This window comes from Pseudoalteromonas sp. DL2-H2.2 (assembly GCF_021532535.1).
Taxonomy (GTDB): domain Bacteria; phylum Pseudomonadota; class Gammaproteobacteria; order Enterobacterales; family Alteromonadaceae; genus Pseudoalteromonas; species Pseudoalteromonas rubra_A.
Genome location: NZ_JAKGBD010000015.1, coordinates 90,585 through 116,597 on the forward strand (window position 1 = coordinate 90,585; position 26,013 = coordinate 116,597).

The following is a 26,013-nucleotide window of genomic DNA, read 5'->3' on the forward strand; positions in this document are numbered from 1 at the left end:
GGAATGACGAAAACCATTAAGCCTTTGAGCAGCGAACAGCTGGCTCCGAGTGTGTCTTTGCCACACATCTCCACCTGCATGCAAAACCCCTATCCGGATCCTTTGCCTTTTATCGGCCAGAACCGGGCGCAAAGTGCGCTCGACTTTGCGCTGGGCATGGAGCTGCCGGGTTACAACGTGTTTGTCATGGGCGAAGCGGCAACCGGGCGCTTTACTATGGTCAAAGACAAGCTCGAAGCACACTGTAAAACCCGCCCAACCCCCAAAGAGTGGTTGTATGTTAATAACTACGACGACCACAGAGAGCCGATAGCCCTGTTTATGCAGGCGGGCGAGAGCAAAGTACTGGCCGATGACATTGATTCCTTCTTAGATGAGGTGGTGGATACGTTTCCTGCGGCCTTTGATAACCCGGGTTATCAGCGCAAGAAAAAATCACTCGACAGAGACTTTGACAACAAATACAACGCCGCCCTGAGCGCGGTGGAAGAGCTGGCCGCGAAGAAAAGCGTTGCCATGATGGAAGAAAAAGGGGTGGTGAGTTTTGCCCCTGTGGTGGATGGCAAAGCGCTTGATGATGCTGAATTTATGGCGCTGGAAGAAGCCGTTCAGGAACACTTTTTTGATGCCATTGAAAAGCTCGAAGATTGCCTGATTGAAGCACTGATTGAGTTACCACGCTGGAAGCGCGAATCATCAGAGAAACTGCGCGAGCTGAAGAAAACCACCATAGAGCTGGCGACCAAGCCATTGCTCAAAGCGCTGGAGCATAAGTATGCCAGCCACATTGGGGTGATCCGTTATCTCAAAGATTTGCGAGTGGAAATCGTCGATGCCGTACTCGACTGGCTGGACGATGACAGTGCTGCAGGAGACGAAAATAAAGATGAATTTGATGCCAAGGGCATGCTGAGTGATTTCTTTGCCCCGAATATTCTGGTGGAGTTCAAAGAAGGGCAGGCAGCGCCTGTGGTGTACGAGCCTAACCCGACCTTTGGCAACATTTTTGGCAAAATTGAGTATGCCAATGCGCACGGCACCCTGATCACCAGCTATCGCTCCATTCAGCCGGGGGCACTGCACCGTGCCAACGGCGGCTATCTAATCATGGATGCCGACAAAGTACTGGCCAATGCACAGGTCTGGGACGGACTCAAACTGTCTTTAAAGACACACCAGATCAAAAACGATTTACCGTATCAGGACAGCTCGGTCGGCAGCAGCTTTACCCTTAAACCTCAGTTGATCCCGCTGGATGTGAAGATCATCCTGCTGGGCTCGCGTGACTTGTATTACACCATAGGGGAATACGACGAAGAGTTTGGCGAGTTGTTCAGAGTGCTGGCTGACTTTGACTACTATCTGCCCGACAGCGATCGGCTGCAATATCAGTTTGTCACTAAAGTGCAGGAGTACTGTGAACAGACACTCAAGTGCTCTTTAACTGGCGAGGCACTGGCGCGCTTATTGAAGTTCAGTTATCGCCAGGCTGAGCACCAGAACAAACTCTCGGCACGTTTTGCGGATGTGCTTGAGCTGGTGGCAGAAGCCAGTTATTACGCCAAGCAGGATGGCCTTAGCGAAATCGACGCGCCGCATATCGACGAAGCCATAGTAGGTAAGCAATATCGCACCGGCCAGCTCAGTGAGAATATGCTCAGTGACATTGAAGAAGGCCATACTTTGATCGCCACAGAAGGCGAGGCGGTAGGTAAAGTCAACGGTCTGACGGTGCTGCACATTGGTGATACCGCCTTCGGTACGCCGGCGCGGATCACCGCGACTGTGTATGCCGGTGCCGATGGGGTGATAGACGTGGAGCGTGAAGCCGAGTTAGGTAAGTCGATCCACTCTAAAGGCGTTATGCTGCTAACCGGTTACCTGGGCAATAAATATGCGCAAAACTTTAGCCTGACGCTGAGCGCCAATATTGCCATTGAACAAAGTTATGGCTTTATTGACGGTGACAGCGCGTCACTGGCGGAGCTGTGCGGCCTTATTTCTGCCATAACTCAGCTGCCTATCGACCAATCACTGGCACTGACGGGCTCCATTAACCAGCATGGTGAGGTGCAGGCTGTCGGCGGCGTGAATGAAAAAATTGAAGGCTTCTTTAAGCTGTGTAAAATGCGCGGCCTGACCGGGCGTCAGGGTGTGATCATTCCTCGTTCTAACCTGATCAACCTGGTACTGGATGACGAAGTGCTGGCGGCGGCTCAGCAAGGTCGCTTCCATATTTTCGCGGTGGCAACAGTCGACGAGGCGCTGTCCTTGCTGATGCAGCGTGAAGCCGGGGCGCTTACCAATGGCGAGTATCCGCAGCAGAGTATCAATGCACTGGCGCTGGCCCGTTTGCAGCAAATTGCCGATGTGGTGAATGGCGACGATAAAGACGCCGAGGGCGAAGCGCCAAACGAGCAAGAAAAAGATCATTCATAATTTAGGTAGTCACTATGTCAACAACCAATATTATCCTTGTGCTGGTCATCGTCGTGCTGGGCTGGCTGATTTTTAAAAACGGTAAACAGCAAAAGCAGGCGGCGGCAGGTAACCGCATAGAGGCGGCAGAGTTTCTGGCGCAAAACGGGCAAAAGAGCGGAGTCACAACAACCGACTCGGGTTTGCAATATGAAGTGTTAAACAAAGGCGACGGGACTGAGCATCCGAGCGCGACAGACAAAGTTACTGTCCATTATCATGGTACTTTGCTGGATGGCTCTGTGTTCGACAGCTCGGTGGTGCGCGGTGAGTCTATCAGTTTTGGCCTGAACCAGGTCATACCTGGCTGGACTGAGGGTGTTCAGCTGATGACGGTGGGTGATAAATTTCGTTTTTTTATCGGCCCGGATCTGGGCTACGGAGACAGAGCGGCCGGGAAAATTGCACCGGGCTCGTTGCTCATATTTGAAGTTGAGTTACTCGCCATAGCAGGCAAGTAATAAAAAAAGGCCGATAAGGCCTTTTTTTGTGCATATATTTTATTGCGGCTATTACGCCCAACCGTCGTAGCGCTTACGTCTTGACAGCACCAGGGTGAGTATCACGCCGATTAAAATGCCCGCGATACCAATGCCGCCACCATAGCTCAGCAGCATGTGCTGCTCTGTTTGTGCCTTATTGCGGCTTGCCTGTACCTGCGCCTCAAGGGCTTGCTCCAACTCGGTGATGTTATTTTTGAGCGTTGTATTGTCTTGCTGTAGCTGCAAGTTGGCCTGCTCAAGTTGGGGAATGCGGCTTTGTAAAGTATTGAGCTGAGCATTGTTATCACTCAGTGCCTGATTAGCGCTTTCCAGTCGCTGACGTAACCCCGGTTCAGAGGTGACAAATTGACTCTGGACCCAACCTTCGCGGTCTTTGTCATCTTTTATCTGAATAAAGTCGTCCTGCTCTGTGTTTAGGATAGTGATCGCAGTTCCGGCTTCGACCGAACCCAGGATGCGATAATTCTTACCCGGTCCGGTGTGCATGAAGAGGTATAAGTCGTCGACAATGTAGCCGTTATTGTCGGTTGCTGACTGCGCCTGTGCAGGCTCATTTTGCAGCTCGGTTTGCTCCGCCATTGCACTCAGTGAGAGCACAGACAGCAGCAGCGGCAAAGCGATATTTTTCAGCATTCGCAGGCCTTAAATATTGATATCGTTATAAAGTTACCAAAATAGTAGGGATTTCCCGAGGCAAAGGCAAGGGGCAGGTTTTGCGGATAACGCACAAACGAGCGGATTTTAACTTAAACTGCGAGTAAATCCGGGCACTGGCGTGAGCACATGTTTACACCTGTAATTGAACAAACCGGTTGGCATTGGTGGTGATTATGCGCTAATAATTACTAAAAGGTTTGCAAAGTGCGGACCCTTTGTATATTTTGGGGGTTCGAAAATTACATAGGTAAATCACACCCCTGATGGACACTGAGATAGAACTGAAATTTTTGGTTTCAGACAATGAAGTTCCGCTGATCCCAGCCCTTATTACCCAGTTTGCGAAAAAAGTCAGCAACAAACCTGCTAAAAATCTAAAAAATGCTTATTTCGATACGCCCAGCCGTGAGCTGCGTGCATTCGATATCGGTCTGCGCACGCGTTGTAATGATGACGACTGCGAGCAGACCATTAAGCTGGCCGGTGAAGTGGTTGGGGGATTACATCAGCGTCCTGAGTACAATTTACCCCTGCAGGGCAGTCGCCCCGATATTCACGCTTTTGACTCCAGTATCTGGCCTATGGGTGTGCAGCTGGAGTCGATAGCCAGTAACTTATACCCGATTTTTAGTACCAATTTTATTCGCCGTACCTGGCTGATTGAAACTGAGGCTGGCAGCGAAATAGAAGTGGTACTCGATAAAGGTGAGATCAGTGCACAGGGGATTGTTGAACCCATCTCTGAGCTCGAAATCGAGCTGATCGAGGGTGACAAAGACGATTTATTTCTACTCGCCGATCATTTGCTACAGCACATTGGGTTGCGCCTGGGGCTCTATTCCAAGGCGGCAAGGGGCTACCGCATCGCCGACGATAAACCACTTAAAGCCAATAAAACCCTGGGTGTGATCAAGTTACCCCGAGGTTGTACGCAAGAGCAGGCGCTGGTGGCGACCGTCAATCACGGTATTCAGTTTGTGCAAAAGCACGAGCAGTGTTATCTGGATGCGCCAAGCCTGAAAACCCTGAAACGCCTGATAGACGGGGTGAGCCTGATCCGCCACGCCTTCTGGCTATTTGAAGAGTTTGTCGATAAATCGTCAACGGAGTTTTTGCGCAAAGAGCTTAAATGGCTGTTGTCTGAATTAGGCTGGGTCGAAAACGCCATTCATTTGAAAACCTATACGTCTAAGCGCCATGCTTACTATAAGCGGATCTCTAATGCGCCCGAGCTGGCTCAGGTGATTGCTGATATGAAAGACGTTCAGCCTACCGTAACCGACATTGAAGACTTATTCCACTGCTCTCGATATAACCGTCTGATTTTGGCGCTTACCCGCTGGCTGCTGGACAAATCCTGGCGTAAAAACTGGGATCAGAACGCCATTACAGCGGCGCAAAGCCCGGTTGAGGCGCTTGCTAAGCGCGCCTATGATCACGACTGGAATAAATTAACCACTTTATTTCCAGCCGATCGTGCTATGACGGTAAAAGAGTATCTGGAGTGTCGTCAGCCGCTGGAAAACATGCTGCTCAGTGGTCACTGCCTGGGCAGACTATACGACAAAGAAATCCGTCGGGCGTTCAGAGCCCCCTGGGTTGATATTGTCTATGGCATTTATGAGCTGGAAACCTTGTTCTATCTTCGCCAGCTGTGCGAGGGCCAGCCCAATGAAGCGTTGCAGGACATTCTAGTCTGGCTGCAGCAAAAAGCCGATTTTCTTGTTAGTGCGATGGAGCAAAGTCGTCAGGCATCGTTAAACAGTGAACCTTACTGGTAATCTACAACGTTTAACTTGCCTGTGCATCCTATTTTGGCTGGTCGGCTACACAGCGCCTGGCCACACTGTACAGGCGCCTGAAAACTGGCAATCCTGGCACCATGGTGAGCTGTTTTCTGTGGCCTATCAAAAGCGTGCTGATCAGCCTTTAAAGATTAGGGTGACCGGACAGTGGCCTGGGATCAGTGCCAAGTCGGTGATCAACCTGCTAAACGACATCGATAGTGTCCCGCTGTGGGTTAAGCATGTCAGCACTGTCGCCATTTTGTCCCGCCCAGCGCCAAACCAGACCCGAGTGTTGACGCACTTTGACTTACCCTGGCCGCTGCGTAAACGGGACATGCTTACGCATGCGTGTTTACTGCACGTGTCCAAAGCCAGTTATCTACTTAAGATACGCTCAGTCGCTGAGCCTGCACCTGCGCCGGGTGTGATCCGCATTGAACCTGTGACTGTGCAATGGCGGCTGACGGAGCGAGACAACGCCGTTGAGATAGACTATCAAATATCGGCAGATTTACAGGGCGGCGTGCCGCAGTGGTTTGTCGATAAAGTGGCGCTGCGTAATACGCGCGCCTCGTTCAACGCGTTGCACGATTTGTTGCAGGCGCGAGTAGCGAGCCCTCAGCCCTGGGCGTTGATCCCCGGAAATACCTGCCCGTTCTAATGATCATCACGTAATACCAATTTGCTTAATTAAGTGCTCTATCTTGAGGCGAGAAAATAGGGTCGATAACCAGGCAAAAATTTGCGGGCCTCTGTCTAAGGTAATAGGGTCTAAATGAGAAATTTTTAACGCCGTTAGCGCCATATTTGCTCCGTCAAATTGAACAGGTATTAAGTGAAATTGGTATATATCGTCTACACTAAAATCAAACTAGCCTGACGTGTTTGCTGTTATGCTCAATATCGATGAAAAAACATTAGCGGAGCTGCGCTCCGGGTTTAACCTCCCCGCCAAGCCTGAAATTCTGGAACACATACAGAACGAACTCAACAGTGATGAGCCCGAGCTTAATCGCGTTGCCAATATTATTTCGCAGGACGTCGCCACCTCTGCCGCCGTATTAAAGGTCATTAACTCACCGGCCTATGGGATGTCCAGAACTGTGTCGGACATTAAACAGGCGGTGATGTTTCTGGGGCTCAATAGTATCACTCAGATTGTGACAGGCTACCTGCTCAAAGAAGCATTTGATCAAAGCTTGTGCTGTATTTCGTTGGAACGGTTTTGGGACAATGCCATTGATATCTCTCAAATAGCTATGCTGATCGGAAAGCGAGTGCGCGCCAATGTGCCGGTTGAAAACTTGCAGCTGCTCGGTTTGTTTCATGATGCGGGTATACCCGCGATGGCGATGCGCTACGATAACTACAAAGAAGTGATGACCCGCGCCATTCAACGCCCGGAGTTCACACTGGCCTGTTACGAGGAGCAGCTATATCCGACTAACCACGCGGTGGTCGGGTACTATCTGGCCAGCTCCTGGAATATTCCCAAGGCCATGTGTCAGATCATACTGCGTCACCACGACCCGCAGTATCTGGACGAAGCGCATGACGAGAGTGAACAACAGGCGTTTGCTATTCTTAAGTTGGCCGAAAATCTGGCTTTTGAGGGCAAGTACTTTCGAAATTGTGCAGACTGGCATGCTTTTAAGGATAAAGTAATGATTGTTTTGAATATTCACGACGACGAATATGTGGATATCAAAGAGGATATTGAGGAGTTTCTAATTTCTGGTAACTAATTGTTCTGGTTTTAACAAAAAAAGGCGCCGTAAGGCGCCTTTTCTGTAAATCTACGTATACAATTACAGGCCAGCAGCGGCTTTAAGTGCTTCTGCTTTGTCTGTTGCTTCCCACGGGAACTCGTTACGACCGAAGTGACCGTATGCCGCAGTAGGCTGATAGATAGGACGTTCAAGATCAAGCATAGTGATCAGGCCGTAAGGGCGCAGGTCGAAGTGCTCACGGATCAAGTCAATCAGACGCGCTTCTTCCAGTTTACCAGTGCCGAAGGTTTCAACACTGATAGACGTCGGTTCAGCAACACCAATCGCGTAAGATACCTGGATCTCACATTTGTCAGCCAGACCTGCAGCGACGATGTTCTTAGCAACATAACGCGCAGCATAAGCCGCTGAACGGTCAACTTTTGATGGATCTTTACCAGAGAATGCACCACCACCGTGACGTGCCATACCACCGTAGGTATCTACGATGATTTTACGACCAGTCAGACCACAGTCACCCATTGGACCACCGATAACGAAACGACCGGTTGGGTTGATGAAGAATTTAGTGGCTTCAGTAATAAGCTCAGCAGGTAGTACCGGCTTGATGATGGTTTCCATCACAGCTTCTACCAGGTCATCCTGAGAAACAGAGTCACAGTGCTGAGTTGACAGAACAACGGCATCGATACCAACCGCTTTGCCATTCTCATAAGCAAAAGTTACCTGAGATTTTGCATCCGGACGTAACCAAGGCAAAGTACCGTCTTTACGTACTTTTGCCTGACGTTGAACCAGACGGTGTGAATAAGTAATTGGTGCAGGCATTAACACGTCAGTTTCGTTACAGGCGTAACCAAACATCAGACCCTGGTCACCCGCACCTTGTTCTTCAGGGCGAGTACGGTCAACACCCTGATTGATATCAGGAGACTGCTTACCAATGGTGTTAAGGATTGCACACGAGTCAGCATCAAAGCCCATGTCTGAATGGGTGTAGCCGATTTCACGTACGGTTTTACGCGTTAATTCTTCGATATCAACCCAGGCGCTGGTGGTGATCTCACCGCCGACCATGACCATACCGGTTTTTACGTAAGTTTCACACGCAACACGTGCTTTTGGATCTTGCTCAAGGATAGCATCTAGTACCGCATCAGAGATCTGATCGGCGATTTTATCCGGATGACCCTCAGAAACAGATTCAGAAGTAAATAAATGTTTTGCCATTGTATTTATGCTCACAAATATTGCGCTTCACAAACTACAGGAATAGCGCGAAAAAAACAGAACGGTATAGTATCGAAAACACACCCGGCTGCATAGCTTTTTTACGCCTAGACGTCCAAATTTCAACCTTTGCTAAAAACGCAGTAAAAAAGTCCCCAGCGACACCAAGATTTCATTGATTTTTAATTGCAGTGGTTACCCTAATAGGTAAGAATGGGGACCAATTTTCTAATCGAGTTACCTGCATTTCGGCGTGTCATGCATTGAATTGCCACCAACTAAGGCAAACGTGACCGCGTCGCCACACGGGTATATTAGGTACAGATTTGCCACTCAAATGACAAAAAAAGTAGGAGACTTCATGCCATCTCGCAAAGAACTTGCAAATGCCATACGCGTTCTGTCCATGGACGCAGTTCAAAAGGCCAAATCCGGTCACCCGGGTGCCCCTATGGGTATGGCCGATATCGCAGAGGTATTGTGGCGCGATTATTTAAAGCATAACCCAAATAATCCAGATTGGGCCGATCGTGACCGCTTTGTACTATCTAATGGTCATGGTTCCATGCTCATTTATTCTCTGTTGCATTTGTCTGGCTATGATCTGTCTATTGATGAACTGAAAAACTTCCGTCAAATGCACTCTAAAACACCTGGTCACCCAGAATATGGCTATGCACCGGGTATCGAAACAACCACAGGTCCACTGGGGCAGGGGATCACCAATGCCGTAGGCATGGCGATTGCCGAAAAAGCACTGGCAGCACAGTTTAACCGTGACGAGTACGACATTGTTAACCACTACACCTATGCGTTCCTGGGCGATGGTTGTTTGATGGAAGGTATTTCTCACGAAGCCTGTTCACTGGCTGGCACACTGGGCCTGGGCAAGCTGATCGCGTTTTGGGATGACAACGGCATTTCTATCGACGGTGAAGTTGAAGGCTGGTTCAGCGACGACACACCTAAGCGTTTTGAAGCGTATGGCTGGCACGTGATTGCAGATGTGGATGGCCATGACAGCGACGCCATCAAAGCGGCTATCGAAGCGGCTCGCGCAGAATCAGACAAGCCAACGCTTATTTGTTGTAAAACGGTAATTGGTTACGGCTCACCAAACAAGTCGGGCAGCCACGATTGTCACGGTGCACCACTGGGTGATGACGAGATCAAAGCAGCACGCGAATTCCTGGGCTGGGAGCATGAAGCGTTTGATATTCCAGAGTCTGTCTATGCTAAATGGGATGCTGCGGCGCACGGCCAACAAATTCAGAGCGAATGGCTGGTTAAATTCACTGAGTACCAGATGCATTACCCTGAATTGGCGGCAGAGTTTGAACGTCGTACCAAAGGCGAGTTGCCTGCTGACTGGGCACAGAAAAGTGCCGAGTATATTGCGCAGTTACAGGCTAACCCAGCCAATCCGGCAACCCGTAAAGCGTCACAAAATGCACTGAATGCGTTTGGTCCATTGCTACCTGAATTTATGGGTGGCTCTGCGGACCTGGCAGGTTCAAACCTGACGTTATGGGAAGGCTCTAAAGGCCTGACAGCAGACGATGCCTCAGGCAACTACATCTTCTATGGTGTACGTGAATTTGGCATGTCAGCCATCATGAACGGTATCGCACTACACAAAGGCTTCATTCCTTACGGCGCGACCTTCCTGATGTTTATGGAATACGCGCGTAACGCAGTGCGTATGGCTGCACTGATGAAGCAACCTAGCATCTTTGTTTACACCCACGATTCAATTGGTCTGGGCGAAGATGGCCCAACGCACCAGCCGGTAGAGCAGCTGGCAAGTATGCGCATGACCCCAAATCTGGTTAACTGGCGCCCGTGCGACCAGGTTGAATCAGCGGTTGCGTGGCAGCAGGCTATTGAGCGTAAAGACGGCCCAACGTCACTGGTATTTACCCGTCAGGGGCTTGAGCAACAGGCGCGCAGCGACGAGCAGGTAGCAGCTATTAAGCAAGGTGGTTATGTGCTGAGCTGTGACGGTGAGCCAGAGCTTATCCTGATTGCAACCGGTTCAGAAGTGCAACTGGCAGTGGAAGCGGCTGCACAGCTTCGTGACAGCGGCAAGCGCGTGCGTGTTGTTTCTATGCCATCTACCGATGTCTTCGATGCACAATCTGCTGAGTACAAAGAGTCAGTATTACCAGCCGCGGTAACACGTCGTGTTGCGATTGAAGCAGGTATTGAAGACTACTGGTTTAAGTATGTAGGCCTGAACGGCGCGGTTGTTGGCATGAGCACCTTTGGTGAGTCAGCGCCTGCGGCTGAGCTGTTCAAGCACTTCGGCTTTACGGTTGAGAATGTGGTCGCCAAGGCGAGCGCTCTGTTCAACTAAGCTAGAACACGAGTATTGAAAAAGCCGTTCAGGGAAATCTGAACGGCTTTTTTGTGTCCTTAAAAAATACCTCTTAATACTTCTTCCGGCGCAAATTGGACGGTAAGGGCGGCGTTAAGTGCCAGCTCGCTTTTATCCCGGTTATACCAGTCTGCATGCAGGTAGGTGCCTTCTAGGGTGACAAAAACGTATTGAAATGGTTGATATTCTGTACTCAGGCTTAGTCCGTAATTGCTGCTGGTTTGTTCATATAAGGTACCGGTGAGGCAGGTTGGCTGGCAGCGACTGTGATGGTGTTCCGGGTGATAGCTAATATCCAGGTTACCATGTTGGTAAAACAGGCTGCCATATACCAGCCACTGTGGTGTTAGTCGGTATCCGCTGATCCAGGCAATATCGTACAGTGCCAGGCTCTGTGCGTACTGGTTGCCCCGACCGTCGTTACCTTCGCCATTTGCTGATGCATGATATGCCACCGTGATAGCATGGGAGACGTTACCTGGCCTTGCATTTTCGCGCGAGTCTCCTGACAGCTGATACTTAAGGCCATAGCCAAGGGTGGGCGCTTGCGGGCTGACCTCGAAATTGAATTCAAATCCATGGCTTAGTGAAATATCTGCCCCCAGGTACAAGTCTTCTTCGTCGTGGATTGGTGCACTGGTATCTTTGGGGATCACATTGGTTTTGTTGGTGCCCAGCTTGTAGTTGATGACCAGCGGTGTATCAGCGACTTCCGGCGCATCAAAGCGCGCCAGGTGGGAGTGCACCGCTGGAGGGGTGGAACAGGCACTCAGTAACCAGGTGGTAATGAGCGCCAACGGTGTTGTTTTATTCATTCTTTTTTACTCCATTAAAAGCGGCGTTAGTGTGCAGGATTGTCCCTTAAAATACAACTTTATAGGCAGCGTTGAGCACGCTGGCAGGAGCGCCTTCTCTATGAGAAAAGAATTGTTCATCTTAAGCATCAAAATTGATCGTTTGCTATGAGTTAGCTTTTTACATACAAATAGCGTTATACCGGTTGCAAAACCATGATAAGAAGTGGCCTGGCTTACTAAGCTTAAAAGCATAACAGGCCGGGTCATACTAAGGACTAAAATGTTGTCTACGCTATTTGTTGTTGATCAAAATGCAGATATCTTGCCACTGAATGACAATGTGGTGACTTTCGAAACCTACCTGCAAGAGTACCCCAAACTCGGTGAATCTAAGCTAAGGGTTATTAACCTGTGTGACTGCCGTCGATACCTCAGCCAGGGCTACTATTGCTCCTTGCTGGCAGAGGCGCGTAATCATCAGGCGCTGCCGAGTGTTAAAGTGATCAATGAGCTGGGTGATGAGGGCTGCACTGTGTATTTGTCTCAGGCCTGGTGCACGCAGCAGGGGATTGCGGTGTCAGAGCCCTTGTCATTGCTGATTTGCATGGGTGAAACGCAACAGACTGAATATACCAAGCTGGCTGCGCATTTGTTTGCGCAGTTTCAGGCGCCCTTGCTGATTGTGCATGCTCAGTCTCAGGGCAACGGGTTACAGGTGCAAGTATTGCGCAGCGATTTCTCAGCAATCGAACAGGACGAACTGGCATTTTGTACGCAGGTACTCAGCCGGGTCCATGCAATGCAGTGGAAAAAGCGCAAAAGCAGCAAAAAGCATCGCTGGGATCTGGCTATGCTGGTTGATCATCAGGAGCAGTTGCCGCCGAGTAACAAAAACGCCGTGAGTCGGTTTGTGAAAGCCGGGGCCAAGCTGGGTATTAAAGTCCATCTGGTTGAGGCGGCTGAGCTGTATAACTTAAGTCAGTTTGACGGTTTGTTTATCCGTGAGACCACAGCCATTGACCATCATACTTATCGCCTTGCCCAGGGAGCAGAGCAAAAAGACTTAGTGGTGATTGACGACCCCAGCTCTATTTTACGCTGCTGCAATAAAGTATTTTTGCACGATGCGTTTCACTATAAAAAAGTGCCTTCACTGGAAACCCGCTTTGTCAGCCAGTGCTCGGAAGCGGTAATAGACGAGTTGGTTGAACAGTTATCACTGCCTATGGTGTTAAAAATGCCAGAAAGTGCGTTTTCTAAGGGCGTGTACAAGGTAAAAACCAAAGAAGAGCTGCAATTTCGGTTGAATCTCTTATTGGGCGAGTCGGCCATTGTGTTGGCCCAAGCGTATTTGTACACCGATTATGACTGGCGCATTGGGGTACTGAACGGACGCGCCATTTACGCGTGCCGCTATCATATGGCACGTAATCACTGGCAGATCTATAACCACAGCTCAAAACGTAACTTTTCGGGTGGGTTTGATACGTTACCTACCTTTGAAGTCCCTAAGGCTGTGCTGGGCGCCGCACTGAAAGCGGCGGCCGTGGTAGGTAATGGCTTGTATGGCATCGACATTAAAGAGCATGAAGGCAAGGCCTATGTGCTGGAAGTGAACGATAACCCCAGCATTGATCAGGGTGTCGAAGACAAGTACCTGGGCGATGAGCTGTATATGCAGATCATGTCTGAATTTTTGCGCCGTCTTGAAGCGAGAGGTAAAAAGTAATGTTGCAGGCCTGTATGGTGGTTGAAAAAGCCCAGCCAGCGGATTTAGCCGAACTGGTTGAGCTGGAAGCACGCTGCTTTAGCAGCGACAGGCTTAGTCGCCGCCAGTTTAAGCATCATATCGGGTTTGAGCACAGTCTGTTGCTGACGGCCCGGCTGGCAGGTGAGCTGGTGGGCTATGGGCTGCTGTGGTTGCATCAGGGAACACGACTGGCACGCTTGTACTCACTGGCGGTATCGCAGGAGCACCAAGGTAAGGGCATTGCCATGCAGCTAATGGCTGAACTTGAGTCCCAGGCGGCTCAATTGGGCTGGCTGTATATGCGGCTGGAAGTGGCCAGGCGCAACACAGCAGCGATCGCCCTGTACAAGAAACTGGGTTACAGGGTGTTTGGCGAATATCATAACTACTACGACGATCACGATGATGCACTGAGAATGCAAAAGTGCATTCGCAAGCGCACTGAACAGGTGACTTTGCAGGTTGCGCCCTGGTATCAACAGACGACAGAGTTCACCTGCGGGCCGGCGTCTTTGATGATGGCGATGGCCAGCATAGATCCTGGTTGCATGGGGGATCAAAGCCTGGAGCTGGAGATCTGGCGTGAAGCTACGACCATTTTTATGACTTCGGGGCATGGGGGTTGTCATCCCTTTGGCCTGGCACTGGCCGCAGAAAGGCGCGGATTTGCCACAGAAGTGGTGGTCAACACGGTGCAGCCCTTGTTTATTGATGGGGTGCGTAACGAGCAGAAAAAATAGGTGATGACGCTGGTACACGAGCAGTTTAAGCAAGAGTGCGAATATCGGGATATCCCAATTCAGTGCACCAGCCTTAAACTTGAACAGGTAGAGCAGTGGTTGTCTGAGGGCAGTTCGGTGTTGGCCTTGATCAGTATATACCGGTTAAACGGCAAAAAGGCACCACACTGGGTGTTAATCACCGGCATTGATGCTCTGTGCTTATATGTCAATGATCCGGATGTGGAAGAGGATCAGAAAGCAATCGATTGCCAGCAGGTGCCGATTGCCCGCGCGGACTTTGAAAAAATGGCCACCTTTGGCGCGAGCAAACTGAGTGCCCTGGTGGTGGTGCATGAGTCTTTCTGACCAGATACAGCGTAAAGAAAAGGGCCGCTCATTGAGCGGCCCTTTTACATTGAGTATCGACTGAGATCAGACTCTGAACTGATCAACCGACTGCCTCAGCTCTTCGGCCAGCTTGGCCACTTCAGAGCTTGAGATAGACGTCTGGTTTGCGCCCTCAGCCGTTTGTTCGGCGATGGTCACAATGGACTCCAGGCGTTCACTGATCTCCTGAGAAACCTGCTGCTGCTCGTTGGCGGCATTGGCAATTTCCTCACTGACGTCGTGTGCACGCGACACCGCATCTGTGATTGAGTTAAGCGCTTCATTCGCAACATCACTTTGGTGAACACATGATTCAGCCTGTTGCTGGCCTTTCGACATCGCACTGACGGCTTCTTCGGCGCCGCTTTGCAGCGACTCGATCATGGCCTGGATCTCCTGAGTTGACTCTTGCGTCTTGCTGGCAAGCGAGCGAACTTCATCAGCAACCACCGCAAAGCCACGACCTTGTTCGCCCGCACGGGCCGCCTCAATGGCTGCATTCAGTGCCAGCAGGTTAGTTTGCTCTGCAATGCCGCGAATAACATCCAGGATCCCGCCAATGGCTGAGCTGTCCTGATGCAGTTTGTTGATCACCTGAGACACAGCCTCCACCTCGTGAGCCAGTTGCTCAATGGTGTGTTTGTTGTCCTGAGAAATGCCTTTGACTCGCTCAGCTTCTTTATCGGCGTTTTTGATCTCCTGCAATGCCTGGTGCGCACTGTTACTAACGCCATGCGCTGTGCTGCTCATTTCTGTGGTAGCCGTCGCTGCTTGTTCAACCTGAGACTGCTGGCTCTTAATCGCCTGGCTCGACTCTATAGTGATAGCCGAAGTCTCTTCAGAGGCTGCTGCCAGCTGAGTGGAGCGTGACACGATACCTGTGATTAGTTCACGCAGGCTGGCGATGAGGCTATTACAGCTGCGTGCCAGTTCGCCAAATTCATCTTTTGCCGAGTCATCCAGGGTTTGCGTCATGTCGCCGCGCGCTACGATATTTAGTACCCGGTTTACTTCAGCCAGAGGTTTAGTAATGCGGCTGACGGTCAAATACGCAATCACAATGGCTAACAGAGCTGCCACTATCATGCCGACCCAGGTCCACATATTAGCTGAGGTTACATCTGCTCGTACTTCGTCCTGAATATCAAACGCCAGTTGTTTAGATTGCGCAACCAGCTCGCCAAGTTGTTTGAGTGCCGCATTGGTGGTGGTCTCTGCAGCGTCCAGCTCAGTGCGGGTTTTTTGTCTTGCCGCGATCAGCTGACCAACATTGCCGGCAATGCCATCAATTCCTTTTAACTGGGTAAGCAGGTCATCATAATATTGCTGCAAGTCGTCTGCCAGGGTGCTGTCGAGTTGCGTGACCGTGGTTGTCATTAACGCCATATTGCGTTCCAGTTCTTCGAGCACATAGGCCTGTTCTTTTGTGACAATATCCAGCGTATTACGCTCTTTGATGGTCATCATATCTGTGCTGGTGGTCACCGCAGAGCTGAACAGGTTTTCCAGCTTGGTGGCGGCCTGATAAGCGCGGCCATCCGTGTCCTGCAAGCCATCTAAATCCAGAATGTCGAGCACCACTGTGGTGGCATCTTCGGCCGCCATTTCGGTATCTTCAAGTTGCTGTTTAAGGGTTTTTACCAGCATCAGTTCGCGGGCTTTGTTGCTGAGCAAGTCCTGCACTGAAGTAGAAAATTGCTTAAAGCTGGCCTCGACCTGGCGTTTACTTTGTGCCAGCCCTGGGTCCTGGTCAACCACAACGCCCAACTCAGAAAAGGTTTTATTGAACGCTTGCTGGCGTTCGTTAAATTTAGCCTTGAGTGAATTAAGCTCATCGGGTGACTGGGTAAAGTAACTGCCCTGAGCCAGTTTACTCATTTGAGTAAATTCAATCTGTAAGGCAGCACTGCTGTCCAGAGCGGGCAATGAGAGCGAATTAACCAGTCTTGTGGAATTATCAATATTGGCGATCCTTAGCAGCGAGTTTCCTCCGATCATCAACAGGAGCAGAGTGATTATAATAAAACCACCCCAGATACGTTGGCTTACAGTCAAATTCATACGGGTACCATCAAATTAAAGCTGAATGTGTGCTTATCGGATTTATTGCGCGATAGTTAAGTATTTTATAGCAGATGTGAATTCAAAATTCAGTAAAATCGGCTGAGAAACAGTTAATTGCTCGAAATTTGCTCGTTTGAGTCTAAATCAAGCAAGGTCATGGGCCCGCCCCATACACAACCTGTATCTAAAGCAGTGACATTGGGAACTTTTGTGATCCCTTGTAAAGCAGCCCAGTGCCCAAAAAGGTAACGGTTAGGGTCATCCTGAAAGCGCGGATGGGTAAACCAGGGGCGCAATTCGCCTGCATCATCCAGCGTGCCCTTATTGTCAAAATCCAGATGCCATTGAGGCGTCAGAAAGCGCATTCGGGTAAACACATTGACGATGGTGGTGAAGCGGCTTTGCTCATCTTCGTCGAGCAGCAATCGAGGTTCTTTGCCATACATGGCACTCAAAAACGGCTTGGCTTCTTCGCCCATATATTTTTGCTGGGCCCAGTGGCCCAGGCTCAGCGCTTGGTCAATCTGCCATTGTGGGTGAATGCCAGCATGAGAAATAAAGGCGTGATATTTTTCAAGATACACGCACAGTGGCTGAGCGCGCAAAAAGCGCAGGTAATCTGGCAATTTACTGTGTTGATACAGGGCGTCGAGGTTATCTTTGGGATTGGGGGTTTTGCCTTGCAACACGTTGCAGATCAGGTGTAAATCGTGGTTACCCAGCGTAATGGTGACACAGTCCTGATGGCGAAATACAAAATCAAGGCAGCCGAGCGAGTCGGGACCCCGGGCAACAATATCGCCAACCAGATAAAGGTGATCTCGGGCTGGATTAAAAGCAGCTTCCTGCAATAGCTGCTTTAAGGGAGCAAAGCAGCCTTGGAGATCGCCCACCACATAATTGGCCATTAGTGCAGGATATCCGGACGGCTCAGTCTGAATACCTGAATGGGGGCGCGAAACTCAGTGCCAAACTCGTTGCGCATTACGTAGTAGCCTTCCATAGTACCGACAGGCGTATCTAATACGGCACCGCTGGTGTACTGGTAGCTTTCGCCCGGACGAATAGTCGGTTGTTCGCCCACTACGCCGTCGCCTTCTACCTCGGTTTCTTTGCCGTTGGCATCGGTGATAAGCCAATATCGGCTTTCCAGTTTGGCATTGCACAAGCTGTGATTTTTAATGGTAATGGTGTAGGCAAAGACGTATTTGTCTTTGTCTGGTTGAGATTGACCTTCAACATAGAAGGTCTCTACAGATACTTTGATCGGTGAGCCGATCTCACTCTTTGTTGTCATAGATCCAGTTTGCTATCTCAATAAATTGCGAAAGGGAAATATTCTCGGCACGTAAACCCGGGTCAATTCCGAGGTCACTCAATTGCTCAGCTGTCATCAGGTTCGACAAACTGTTGCGCAGTGTCTTACGTCTTTGATTGAAGGCTTCAAGACAGACGGTATTGAGTACTTTGGTGCTCTTAGCACTACGTTGTTGTGCATCTTTGGGGATCAGTCTGACAACCGCTGAATCAACTTTTGGCGCTGGCTTAAAGCACGTTGGTGGTACCTGGATCACCGGGATGGCATGACAGTAGTATTGTGTCATCACACTCAACCGCCCATATGCCTTAGTGCCAGGCCCTGCGACCATGCGATTGACCACTTCTTTTTGCAGCATGAAATGCATGTGTTCGACCTGATCTGCAAATTCAAACAAATGAAACAGCAGTGGGGTAGAAACGTTATAAGGCAGGTTACCAAAAATCTTCAGCTTTGCGTCGCCTTTAAGCAGCGAAGAAAAATCAAATTTCATGGCATCGCCCTGATGCACCGTCAGTTTAGGCCCTAAAAAGGGGTGGTGGATCAGGCGCTCGGCCAGGTCACGGTCCAGTTCTACAACAGTTAGCTGGTCACTGAGTTCTACCACGGGCTCTGTGATGGCACCTAAACCTGGGCCAATCTCTACCAGGTTGTCTGTGGGCTTAGGATCGATGGCCGTGACAATCTTATCGATGATATTGCTGTCGTTAAGGAAGTTTTGGCCGAAGCGTTTACGGGCTCGGTGGCCCAAGTGTACTTTATCTGTCATGAACTCTGTGTTTTCTCGGTGGCGAGCTTAATTGCTTCGCGGATCGCTAATTCGAAACTACCGACTTCGGCGTTGCCACTGGCGGCGAGATCAAGTGCCGTGCCATGGTCAACAGAAGTGCGGATAAAGGGCAATCCGAGGGTAATATTAACCGAATTGCCAAATCCTTTGTATTTTAACACAGGTAAGCCCTGATCGTGATACATTGCCAATACGGCATCGGTATTTTCGAGATATTTCGCCTGAAACAGGGTATCTGCGGGCAGTGGACCGACAAAGTGCATACCCTGTGCATTGAGCTCGGCTAACACCGGCTCTATGGTGTCGATTTCTTCATTGCCCAGATGGCCACCTTCGCCCGCATGGGGGTTCAGGCCACAGACCAGCACATTTGGCTGTTCAATACCAAACTTGGTTTGCAAGTCCTGGTAAAGAATATGCGCAACCTTAGTCAGGCGCTCATGGGTAATGGCTTTTGACACATAAGCCAGCGGAATATGCGTGGTGACAAGCGCCACGCGCAGTCCTTCGGTGGCCAGCATCATCACCACATCAGGCGTGTTGGACTGTTGAGCAAAATACTCAGTATGACCACTGAACGAAATACCGGCGCGGTTGATAATGCCTTTGTGAACAGGCCCGGTCACCACCGCATCAAACGTACCGTCCATATTCTTTTCTGAGGCAATACGTAAAGTATCCAGTACATACTGGCCATTGCGCTCGTCCAGCTCTCCGGCGATAACGTCACAGCCTCTGTCTACCTGGAGGTAATAAATGCTGCCAGGTGGCGCAGCCTCAGCAGGCGCTGAGGGATCGAACGGGATGAGCTCAATGGTCGTATCAAGCTCCCGGGCACGCTGTAGCATGATGTCTTTATCAACAACGGCGACCAACTGTGCTGGCCAGTCGTGTTGCGCCAGCTTGATGACCAAATCAGGCCCTATCCCTGCCGGTTCTCCGGGGGTGATTGCGATTCTTAAACTCATCTTAGTTCTTCTATTAGTCGATTACTTCTACGTGTGCTTGCTCGCGTATTTCACGCATCCACTTAAAGCTCTCTTCCTTAAATTTACGGCGAAACAGAAGTTGGTGGGCACGGTTTGCTTTTGCTTGTTCTGTTTTATCAGCAACGCGTTTATCGAGCAACTGCACGATGTGCCAGCCAAAAGTACTTCTGAACGGCTCACTGATCTCATTTTGCTCGAGCGACATTAACGTATCGCGAAACGCAGGCACATAGGTGGTTGGATCTGTCCAGTCGTACTCACCGCCTTTAAGCGCCGAGCCGGGATCTTCCGAGTGCTCTTTAGCCAATTCTGCAAAGTCGGCTTTACCGGCACGCAGGTCTTCTACAAAGCCCGCTAACATATCCCGCGCTTTCTCTTCACTGAGGATGATAGACGGTTTGATCAGAATATGGCGAGAGCGCATTTCAACTCGCTCGACAACCTGACGACCACGAATATCCTGCACTTTTAGAATGTGGAAACCGGCACCTGAGCGCAATGGACCTATAATATCGTCCTTCTTTTTGCCTTTGACGGCCTCAGCAAACAAAGTAGGCATTTCATTGATACTCATCCAGCCAAGCTGACCACCGTCCAGCGCTTTTGCACCACTGGAAGAGGCGATAGCGATACGCTTAAACTCTTTGCCTTCATTGAGGAACTCAATGACTTTTTCCGCACGCTCACGGGCATTCTGAACATCTTCCGGGTTCGCTTTACTTTCTACTTTGACCAGGATGTGGCCGATGTCATATTCTTCTGACTGGCCTGTTTGTTGTTCTAAAATTTGTTGTAAGTTAGCAATTTCCTGCGGGCTGATATAGATACGGCGATCAACAGCGCCGCGTTGCACCTGAGATATCATGATCTCAGTACGAATTTCTTCCCTATAAGCCTGGAAACTCTCACCTGAGGCTTCAATAGACTGACGTAAGTCAGCAATGGTGCCGCCCTGATCTTTAGCCATGTTGGCCAGTGTCTGATCAAGCTGCGCGTCGGAAATTTCCATGCCCATCCGTGCAGCCAGCTGCTCCATTAGCACCTGATCAACGAGCTTTTCGATGGCCTGAATACGCAGTACTTTGTCTGACGGCAGCTCAGTGTTTTGTTGCTCCGCTTGCTTTTTAACGCGGTTCAGGATCTTATCCACTTCACTTTTGAGTACCACACCGTCGTTAACCGTTGCGACTACTTTATCCAGCTGGACACGCTCAGCCCAAACGGGGTGTGCCAGCGTCATACTTAAAATTGGAACTAATAACAGCTTTTTTAAATTCATAAGAGTCTTTGTTGTTAATTATTTAAAAAGAACGGTCTGCGGTAACCAAAGATACCCGAACGTAGTAACTGGCTAGCATCATATCTTGATTTGCTGCCTAACCCTTTTAACACAAAATTGATACCAAAGCTTGTGTCAAAAATGGCGTCATCACGTGAGATCGTTTGGTTGAGATCCGTTTGTATTTGACGTTTACCAGTTATGCGTACTGCCCAACAGCACGATTCGTACTGCAAACCGGCAAACACTTCAACGCTGCGGCTTGCCGTCAGGTCGCGATGATAGCTGGCAACCAGCTGCCAGTTTTCATCTATGGGTAAACTACTGAACAGACCGATTTGATCAATTTCGTATCCTGAGACATCACTGGCGTAGTGATGGTTCAATTGAACGAGTTTTTTATTGCTGCCCCGGTAGTCGAGCGTCATATGGGACTGGATCAGCTCTTTCTCATCGGCATCATACTGCAAACCGGCAGAGAAGTACCAGCGGCGATGCCAGTGCAGCATACTTTCGGCTGCAAACAGGGCGTTGTAATTTTTACTACCAAACTCTTGGTTGGTCTGGTCGAGCGGGTTACTTTCCAGAGATTGCGCTGTGGGCTTGGCGGAGTCACTTAAATATAGGATCTGTCCCATGCTGAAGTTAAAGCGCTCGATATTACTATTGTCGAACAAACGGGTGGTTGCACCCAAAGTGAATTGGTTAGCCTGTGCAATAAAGTCGACGCCCGAGAAACGCTGCTCGCGAAACAGGCCAAAAAAGTCATCCTGCATTTTAATGGTGTCATACAAGGCAATACCAGATTGGTCCTTTTTCGGGGTGTATAAGTATTGGATCTGTGGCTCCAATGTTTGCGTGCCTTGCTCTAAAATAAAATTGGTCGGGCGTTCGAGATTTAGCTGACCGTGTAAACGTAATTTAGGGAGCGTGCGCGACACAGATTTTTTATACTGGGATTGCGCGAATGCCTCGTCTCCGTCCTGCTCATAATAGGTATGCATCAGGCTCAGGTTGGAAGCAAAAGACCAGGCATGGGCATTGTGATCATAAGACACACTGGGCTCAAAGTGCACTCGGGTTGCGTCTGTCACCGTTAGCTCATCATTGGTAAAGCGACTTATTTGTCCTGTCAGCCCCCAGTTAAAGCCCTGATAATTATGGGTAACATGGTTAACGGTCAGCTGAGGCAAAACGGCATAGGATTCCGTGTGGTTACCCAGGACTTCAAAGTTCTGTACTTTCAAATCAACAGCCCAGTCATCGCCAAGGTAACTGAGTTGTCCGGTACGATAAAGCTGGGTGTCTGTTTCATTGGCGTACTGGGAATCCAGATCTGAGATATAGGCGTCGTCACTGACATTGGTGATATCGACGCTGGCACGCCAGTTTTCATCAAAATAGCTGTTTTGTGTCCAGTTGACCAGGTAGCGCTCGTCCAGCTGTTTGGCTGAGTCGTCTTGTTCTAAAAATTCAATGGCAAGCTGACCTTGATGTTGTTGGGTCAGATAACGGAACTCAGAAATCAGCTGAGTGCCTTTTTTAGACATATAGCGCGGTGTGATGGTCGCGTCATAGTTGGGAGCCAGGTTTAAGTAATAAGGAACCGCAATCCCCAAACCACGGCGGCTGGAACTGCTGATAGTCGGCGTCAGTACACCCGATTTACGGCGATCATCAATGGGGAATGTAAAATAGGGCACATAAACAACGGGCGTATCGAGTATTCTCAGGACCGTGTTGTGGGTTTCTCCCCAGCCACTATCCCGGTTCATAACGATATTGCTGGCCTCTATTGACCAAAATGGGGTTTCCCCCGGACAGGTGGTAAAGCTGGAATTGAGCAGGTCTACCTGGTTGCTGGTCGCATGTAACTTTTCTGCGCTGCCATGGCCGTTTTGCTGAGTCAGCCAGTAATCGGCACCCAGCAGGCTGAACTCGTAATCTTTAAGATTGGCAAACATGCCGGTGCTGTTGACCAAAGTATAGGCATCCTGAAACACCAGCGGACCGGTGGCATTGAGCAACCCCTGTTGTTTGTCAATCAGCGCAGCCTCGGCTGACAAGCTCATCACACTGGAACTGATCACCACATTTCCGCTGAATTCTGCGCTGTCAACGCCTTGTAATTCTACGTTATCAGACTGAATGTCGATGGCGCCTTTGGGCAAGTCAGCGATGGGTTGCCAGTTTTTAGGCTGAAAGTAGTCTTTACACTGAAGGCCATCAATGTTCGAATTAGCAAAAGTCGCTGTACTGATTAGGGGAAGCACGAAAAGGCCCCAAGCTTTGCTCATTTATCAACCTTGTTTGCCGAAATTCATTTTCAAGCCAGACATAATAAATGAAAAGCGTGTTAATTACAGTAGTTAAGAATAGGAAATAGTAAGAAAAATGACCCCAAGCTTGTCACCTGAGGTTGCGTCCCGAGCAAAGGCCAGAGCGGCCTTTTTACACAACCATTTTCATGCTGATCCACAGCAGGTCACGGCCCTTGACGGAGACGCGAGTTTTCGTCGCTACTTTCGCATTGCACACCGGGAAAACACCTTTATTTTGCTCGATGTCGCCCCTGAGGCAGGTAGTGTCAGTGCCTTTGTTGAGCTGAACAAAGTATTCAGTGCAGGTCAGGTCAGGGTCCCCCAGATCCTTGCTGCGGATTGTGCGCTGGGATTTGTATTACTGGAAGACCTTGGTACGCAGCACTTGGCCGACAGACTCAGTGCACAGCACCAGGCACAGGAAGACTATGAGTCCCTGATTAACATGCTGCCTGACATTGCCCGAATACCCGCCAGCCCCGACATGAAGCCCTATGATGCGGCTTTCATTGAGATGGAATTGGATATTTTTGGTGAGTGGTTACTCACTCATTGGTTAGGGTTTGAAATAACCGAGCATTGGCAGCAGCAATGGGCTAACCTGAAGCAGGCTCTGGTGGCAAATATGCAGACACAAATGCAGGTCACAATGCACCGGGATTTCCACAGTCGCAATATTATGTGGCACAACCAGCAGTGGGTAGTTATTGATTATCAGGATGCAGTGCAGGGGCCGGTCACCTACGACGTTGTGTCGCTACTTAAAGACTGTTATCACAGGCTGCCCGAGGCGCAATTTAACCACCTGCAGCGCTACAGCTTCGAGGTATTAAATGAGGCCGGGCTGCTGGCCCAGAGTGACTATGACGAGTATCAACAACAGCTGGCTTTGACCGGGTTGCAGCGCCACCTTAAGGCTGCGGGGATCTTCGCGCGCTTATATTTGCGTGATGGAAAACCGGGTTACTTAAAGAACATTCTGCCAACTTTGCAATACATTCAGGACACTGCAGAGTGTTTTGATGCATTTCAATGGCTTGCAACCAGTTTGCAATCCGAGATAATACCCTTAGTAAAGGCTAAACTGGAACAGCAACAATGAAAGCAATGATCTTGGCCGCGGGTCGGGGCAAGCGTATGATGCCGCTGACGGCCACCATGCCAAAGCCCATGCTGGAGGTGGCAGGAAAACCCCTGCTGGCATACCACGTGAGCCGGCTGGCGGATGCTGGCGTGACGGATATTGTTATTAACCTGGCCTGGCAGGGGGACAAGATACGTGACTATTTTGCCGACGGCAGCGCCTTTGGGGTGTCCATCCAGTATAGCGATGAGCCCGAAGGGGGGCTGGAAACCGCGGGCGGCATAGTCAGGGCATTGCCATTGTTATGTGATGAAGGCGACACCTTTATCGTGATCAATGGTGACATTTTTACCGATTATGCAGTTCATGATCTGTGCCGCTTGCATCTGCTTCCCGGCGAGGCACATCTGGTACTTGTGGAGAACCCGCCACATAATCCGCACGGAGATTTTCCGCTGGCCCATCAGAGTAATAACGAACAGGCCTATACCTTTGCTGGTATTGGTTTGTATCACAAAGACTTCTTTAATCAGGTTAGTGAACAGTTTGTGGCGCTGGGGCCGATGCTTAAAGCGGGGCTGGCCCAGGGCTGTGTGTCGACAGAACTCTTTTTAGGGCAATGGCAGGATATTGGTACGCCTGAGCGTTTAGCTCAGATCAACAAGACAATGGAGCAGGCAGATGTGGGGTAAGTTGCTGGGCACCGCCTTTGGCTTTTTGTTTGGCAAATGGCTGGGGGCAATTCTTGGGTTTTATCTGGGTCACTTGTTCGACAAAAGCCTGAAACAGGATTTTGATAAGGTTGGTGGGTTTCAGGGCTTTTTGAATGGCGATGGCCTTAGCGAGCGTCAGGCTCTGTTTTTCTCCAGCTGCTTTTCCGTGATGGGACATATTGCTAAGTCCAATGGCAGAGTGAGCGAAGTGCATATCCGCGCAGCAACGGCGTTTATGGATGAGATGGCACTGGCAGGAGACGACCGGCGCGAAGCGCAACATGCATTCAGAGCAGGAAAAGAGGCTGATTTTTCGATTAAGGAGGCGGTACGTGAAGTCAGAGAGGCGTTTGCCAGGCGCTACGATCTGCTGCAGCTGTTCCTTGAAATTCAAATTCAGATGGCCTTCTCCGATGGCCACGTTTCCGAGCAGGAGCAAGCCTTGCTGCGCGAAGTGAGTAAGCATCTGGGCATTTCTCAGGCCCAGTTTGGCTTTTTACTTAAGCGCTATCAGGCGGAGTTTCGTTTTCGCCAGCAGCGTGCTCAGTGGCAGTCGCAGCAATCTCAGCAGCGCCACAATCAGCAAAGACAGCAACGCAGCTCTGCGCGTGAGCCCGAGCACAACGCGATATCACGCAGCCAGGCACTGGCCGTGCTGGGGTTAAGCGATGGAGCATCCGACAAGGACATCAAACGTGCCTATCGTAAGCTGATGTCACAGCACCACCCGGACAAGTTGGTTTCTCAGGGCCTGCCCGAGCATATGATGGAAATTGCCAAACGAAAAAGTCAAAGCATTCAATCTGCCTATGAACTCTTAAAGCAAAAACGATAAAACTAAATATGTTGTAGAGCGAAGAAAGTCAAAGCGGTATTGCCAGCCAGCCTATGAGCTTCTAAAGCAAAAACGATAAAACTAAATATGTCGTAGAGCGAAGAAAGTCAAAGCGGTATTGCCAGCCAGCCTATGAGCTTCTAAAGCAAAAACGATAAAACTAAATATGTTGTAGAGCGAAGAAAGTCAAAGTGGTATTGCC

The 26,013-nt window shown here is 49.8% G+C and carries 20 protein-coding genes and 1 pseudogene; 11 read left to right on the plus strand and 10 right to left on the minus strand.

Annotated features, from left to right (window positions below):
* The first annotated feature begins 3 nt into the window (after nucleotides 1-3).
* Nucleotides 4-2,439, plus strand: coding sequence for a Lon protease family protein (locus L1285_RS20155; RefSeq protein ID WP_235413995.1), 2,436 nt, complete (start codon nucleotides 4-6; stop codon nucleotides 2,437-2,439).
* A gap of 14 nt (nucleotides 2,440-2,453) precedes the next feature.
* Nucleotides 2,454-2,939, plus strand: coding sequence for an FKBP-type peptidyl-prolyl cis-trans isomerase (locus tag L1285_RS20160; protein WP_138552177.1), 486 nt, complete (start codon nucleotides 2,454-2,456; stop codon nucleotides 2,937-2,939).
* 51 nt (nucleotides 2,940-2,990) lie between these two features.
* Here L1285_RS20160 and L1285_RS20165 read toward each other — a convergent pair whose 3' ends face one another.
* A complete protein-coding gene (locus L1285_RS20165) occupies nucleotides 2,991-3,614 on the minus strand; it encodes a TIGR04211 family SH3 domain-containing protein (protein WP_235413996.1) in 624 nt (207 codons plus the stop codon).
* 287 nt (nucleotides 3,615-3,901) lie between these two features.
* On the opposite strand from L1285_RS20165, the gene L1285_RS20170 reads away from it, so the two are divergent.
* From L1285_RS20170 to L1285_RS20180, 3 genes are all read left to right on the plus strand, one after another.
* Nucleotides 3,902-5,419, plus strand: coding sequence for a CYTH and CHAD domain-containing protein (locus tag L1285_RS20170; protein WP_235413998.1), 1,518 nt, complete (start codon nucleotides 3,902-3,904; stop codon nucleotides 5,417-5,419).
* The gene (locus tag L1285_RS20175) at nucleotides 5,403-6,086 is read left to right on the plus strand and encodes an START domain-containing protein (protein WP_235414000.1); all 684 of its coding nucleotides are present in this window, start codon (nucleotides 5,403-5,405) and stop codon (nucleotides 6,084-6,086) included. Before L1285_RS20170 ends, L1285_RS20175 begins: the two co-directional genes overlap by 17 nt.
* Before the next feature lie 232 nt (nucleotides 6,087-6,318).
* Entirely contained in the window at nucleotides 6,319-7,170 is an 852-nt protein-coding gene (locus L1285_RS20180) for an HDOD domain-containing protein (protein ID WP_235414002.1), read from the plus strand.
* 63 nt (nucleotides 7,171-7,233) lie between these two features.
* Here the strand turns inward: L1285_RS20180 and metK are convergent, their stop codons facing one another.
* Nucleotides 7,234-8,385 carry a methionine adenosyltransferase gene (gene metK, locus L1285_RS20185; protein WP_235414004.1) on the minus strand — a complete coding sequence of 384 codons (1,152 nt, stop codon included), beginning with the start codon at nucleotides 8,383-8,385 and terminating at the stop codon, nucleotides 7,234-7,236.
* Between the two features lie 361 nt (nucleotides 8,386-8,746).
* Between metK and tkt the strand changes: the two genes are divergently transcribed.
* On the plus strand, nucleotides 8,747-10,741 hold the full coding sequence (tkt, locus tag L1285_RS20190) for a transketolase (protein ID WP_235414006.1): 1,995 nt from the start codon (nucleotides 8,747-8,749) through the stop codon (nucleotides 10,739-10,741).
* A gap of 59 nt (nucleotides 10,742-10,800) precedes the next feature.
* Here tkt and L1285_RS20195 read toward each other — a convergent pair whose 3' ends face one another.
* On the minus strand, nucleotides 10,801-11,577 hold the full coding sequence (locus tag L1285_RS20195; protein WP_235414007.1) for a hypothetical protein: 777 nt from the start codon (nucleotides 11,575-11,577) through the stop codon (nucleotides 10,801-10,803).
* Nucleotides 11,578-11,839: 262 nt separating this feature from the next.
* On the opposite strand from L1285_RS20195, the gene L1285_RS20200 reads away from it, so the two are divergent.
* Both L1285_RS20200 and L1285_RS20205 read left to right on the plus strand, forming a co-directional pair.
* The gene (locus L1285_RS20200) at nucleotides 11,840-13,288 is read left to right on the plus strand and encodes a RimK family protein (protein ID WP_235414009.1); all 1,449 of its coding nucleotides are present in this window, start codon (nucleotides 11,840-11,842) and stop codon (nucleotides 13,286-13,288) included.
* A pseudogene (locus L1285_RS20205) lies at nucleotides 13,288-14,397 on the plus strand (GNAT family N-acetyltransferase/peptidase C39 family protein). The gene L1285_RS20200 and the pseudogene L1285_RS20205 overlap by 1 nt, the downstream one beginning before the upstream one ends.
* Nucleotides 14,398-14,463: 66 nt before the next feature.
* Here L1285_RS20205 and L1285_RS20210 read toward each other — a convergent pair.
* From L1285_RS20210 to lptD, 7 genes are all read right to left on the minus strand, one after another.
* Nucleotides 14,464-16,479, minus strand: a complete 2,016-nt coding sequence (locus L1285_RS20210) for a methyl-accepting chemotaxis protein (protein WP_235414011.1) — start codon at nucleotides 16,477-16,479, stop codon at nucleotides 14,464-14,466.
* Between the two features lie 113 nt (nucleotides 16,480-16,592).
* Nucleotides 16,593-17,390 carry a symmetrical bis(5'-nucleosyl)-tetraphosphatase gene (locus tag L1285_RS20215; protein ID WP_235414012.1) on the minus strand — a complete coding sequence of 266 codons (798 nt, stop codon included), beginning with the start codon at nucleotides 17,388-17,390 and terminating at the stop codon, nucleotides 16,593-16,595.
* On the minus strand, nucleotides 17,390-17,779 hold the full coding sequence (gene apaG / locus L1285_RS20220; RefSeq protein WP_046005680.1) for a Co2+/Mg2+ efflux protein ApaG: 390 nt from the start codon (nucleotides 17,777-17,779) through the stop codon (nucleotides 17,390-17,392). The genes L1285_RS20215 and apaG overlap by 1 nt, the downstream gene beginning before the upstream one ends.
* Nucleotides 17,763-18,569 carry a 16S rRNA (adenine(1518)-N(6)/adenine(1519)-N(6))-dimethyltransferase RsmA gene (gene rsmA / locus L1285_RS20225; protein WP_235414014.1) on the minus strand — a complete coding sequence of 269 codons (807 nt, stop codon included), beginning with the start codon at nucleotides 18,567-18,569 and terminating at the stop codon, nucleotides 17,763-17,765. The genes apaG and rsmA overlap by 17 nt, the downstream gene beginning before the upstream one ends.
* Complete coding sequence (gene pdxA / locus L1285_RS20230) at nucleotides 18,566-19,558, minus strand: 4-hydroxythreonine-4-phosphate dehydrogenase PdxA (RefSeq protein WP_125779145.1); 993 nt, start codon at nucleotides 19,556-19,558, stop codon at nucleotides 18,566-18,568. The genes rsmA and pdxA overlap by 4 nt, the downstream gene beginning before the upstream one ends.
* A gap of 13 nt (nucleotides 19,559-19,571) precedes the next feature.
* A complete protein-coding gene (gene surA, locus L1285_RS20235; protein ID WP_046005683.1) occupies nucleotides 19,572-20,858 on the minus strand; it encodes a peptidylprolyl isomerase SurA in 1,287 nt (428 codons plus the stop codon).
* Nucleotides 20,859-20,872: 14 nt separating this feature from the next.
* Complete coding sequence (gene lptD, locus L1285_RS20240; RefSeq protein ID WP_235414016.1) at nucleotides 20,873-23,155, minus strand: LPS assembly protein LptD; 2,283 nt, start codon at nucleotides 23,153-23,155, stop codon at nucleotides 20,873-20,875.
* Between the two features lie 97 nt (nucleotides 23,156-23,252).
* Here lptD and L1285_RS20245 point away from each other — a divergent pair, with 97 nt between their 5' ends.
* Genes L1285_RS20245 through djlA form a run of 3 tightly spaced genes read left to right on the plus strand, consistent with a single transcriptional unit; the run spans nucleotide 23,253 to nucleotide 25,811 of the window.
* The gene (locus L1285_RS20245; protein ID WP_235414018.1) at nucleotides 23,253-24,281 is read left to right on the plus strand and encodes an aminoglycoside phosphotransferase family protein; all 1,029 of its coding nucleotides are present in this window, start codon (nucleotides 23,253-23,255) and stop codon (nucleotides 24,279-24,281) included.
* On the plus strand, nucleotides 24,278-24,955 hold the full coding sequence (murU, locus tag L1285_RS20250; RefSeq protein ID WP_235414020.1) for an N-acetylmuramate alpha-1-phosphate uridylyltransferase MurU: 678 nt from the start codon (nucleotides 24,278-24,280) through the stop codon (nucleotides 24,953-24,955). Before L1285_RS20245 ends, murU begins: the two co-directional genes overlap by 4 nt.
* Nucleotides 24,945-25,811: a co-chaperone DjlA gene (djlA, locus tag L1285_RS20255; protein ID WP_235414021.1), complete on the plus strand. Its 867-nt coding sequence runs from the start codon at nucleotides 24,945-24,947 to the stop codon at nucleotides 25,809-25,811. Before murU ends, djlA begins: the two co-directional genes overlap by 11 nt.
* Nucleotides 25,812-26,013 lie beyond the last annotated feature (202 nt).

Coding starts and splice junctions, on each gene's coding strand:
- surA (WP_046005683.1), bottom strand. CDS start 20,858: ATGAATTTAAAAAAGCTGTTATTAGTTCCAATTTTAAGTATGACGCTG.
- tkt (WP_235414006.1), top strand. CDS start 8,747: ATGCCATCTCGCAAAGAACTTGCAAATGCCATACGCGTTCTGTCCATG.
- djlA (WP_235414021.1), top strand. CDS start 24,945: ATGTGGGGTAAGTTGCTGGGCACCGCCTTTGGCTTTTTGTTTGGCAAA.
- apaG (WP_046005680.1), bottom strand. CDS start 17,779: ATGACAACAAAGAGTGAGATCGGCTCACCGATCAAAGTATCTGTAGAG.
- L1285_RS20165 (WP_235413996.1), bottom strand. CDS start 3,614: ATGCTGAAAAATATCGCTTTGCCGCTGCTGCTGTCTGTGCTCTCACTG.
- L1285_RS20160 (WP_138552177.1), top strand. CDS start 2,454: ATGTCAACAACCAATATTATCCTTGTGCTGGTCATCGTCGTGCTGGGC.
- L1285_RS20200 (WP_235414009.1), top strand. CDS start 11,840: ATGTTGTCTACGCTATTTGTTGTTGATCAAAATGCAGATATCTTGCCA.
- metK (WP_235414004.1), bottom strand. CDS start 8,385: ATGGCAAAACATTTATTTACTTCTGAATCTGTTTCTGAGGGTCATCCG.
- pdxA (WP_125779145.1), bottom strand. CDS start 19,558: ATGAGTTTAAGAATCGCAATCACCCCCGGAGAACCGGCAGGGATAGGG.
- L1285_RS20210 (WP_235414011.1), bottom strand. CDS start 16,479: ATGAATTTGACTGTAAGCCAACGTATCTGGGGTGGTTTTATTATAATC.
- L1285_RS20195 (WP_235414007.1), bottom strand. CDS start 11,577: ATGAATAAAACAACACCGTTGGCGCTCATTACCACCTGGTTACTGAGT.
- L1285_RS20215 (WP_235414012.1), bottom strand. CDS start 17,390: ATGGCCAATTATGTGGTGGGCGATCTCCAAGGCTGCTTTGCTCCCTTA.
- L1285_RS20245 (WP_235414018.1), top strand. CDS start 23,253: ATGACCCCAAGCTTGTCACCTGAGGTTGCGTCCCGAGCAAAGGCCAGA.
- lptD (WP_235414016.1), bottom strand. CDS start 23,155: ATGAGCAAAGCTTGGGGCCTTTTCGTGCTTCCCCTAATCAGTACAGCG.
- L1285_RS20180 (WP_235414002.1), top strand. CDS start 6,319: ATGCTCAATATCGATGAAAAAACATTAGCGGAGCTGCGCTCCGGGTTT.
- L1285_RS20155 (WP_235413995.1), top strand. CDS start 4: ATGACGAAAACCATTAAGCCTTTGAGCAGCGAACAGCTGGCTCCGAGT.
- L1285_RS20170 (WP_235413998.1), top strand. CDS start 3,902: ATGGACACTGAGATAGAACTGAAATTTTTGGTTTCAGACAATGAAGTT.
- rsmA (WP_235414014.1), bottom strand. CDS start 18,569: ATGACAGATAAAGTACACTTGGGCCACCGAGCCCGTAAACGCTTCGGC.
- murU (WP_235414020.1), top strand. CDS start 24,278: ATGAAAGCAATGATCTTGGCCGCGGGTCGGGGCAAGCGTATGATGCCG.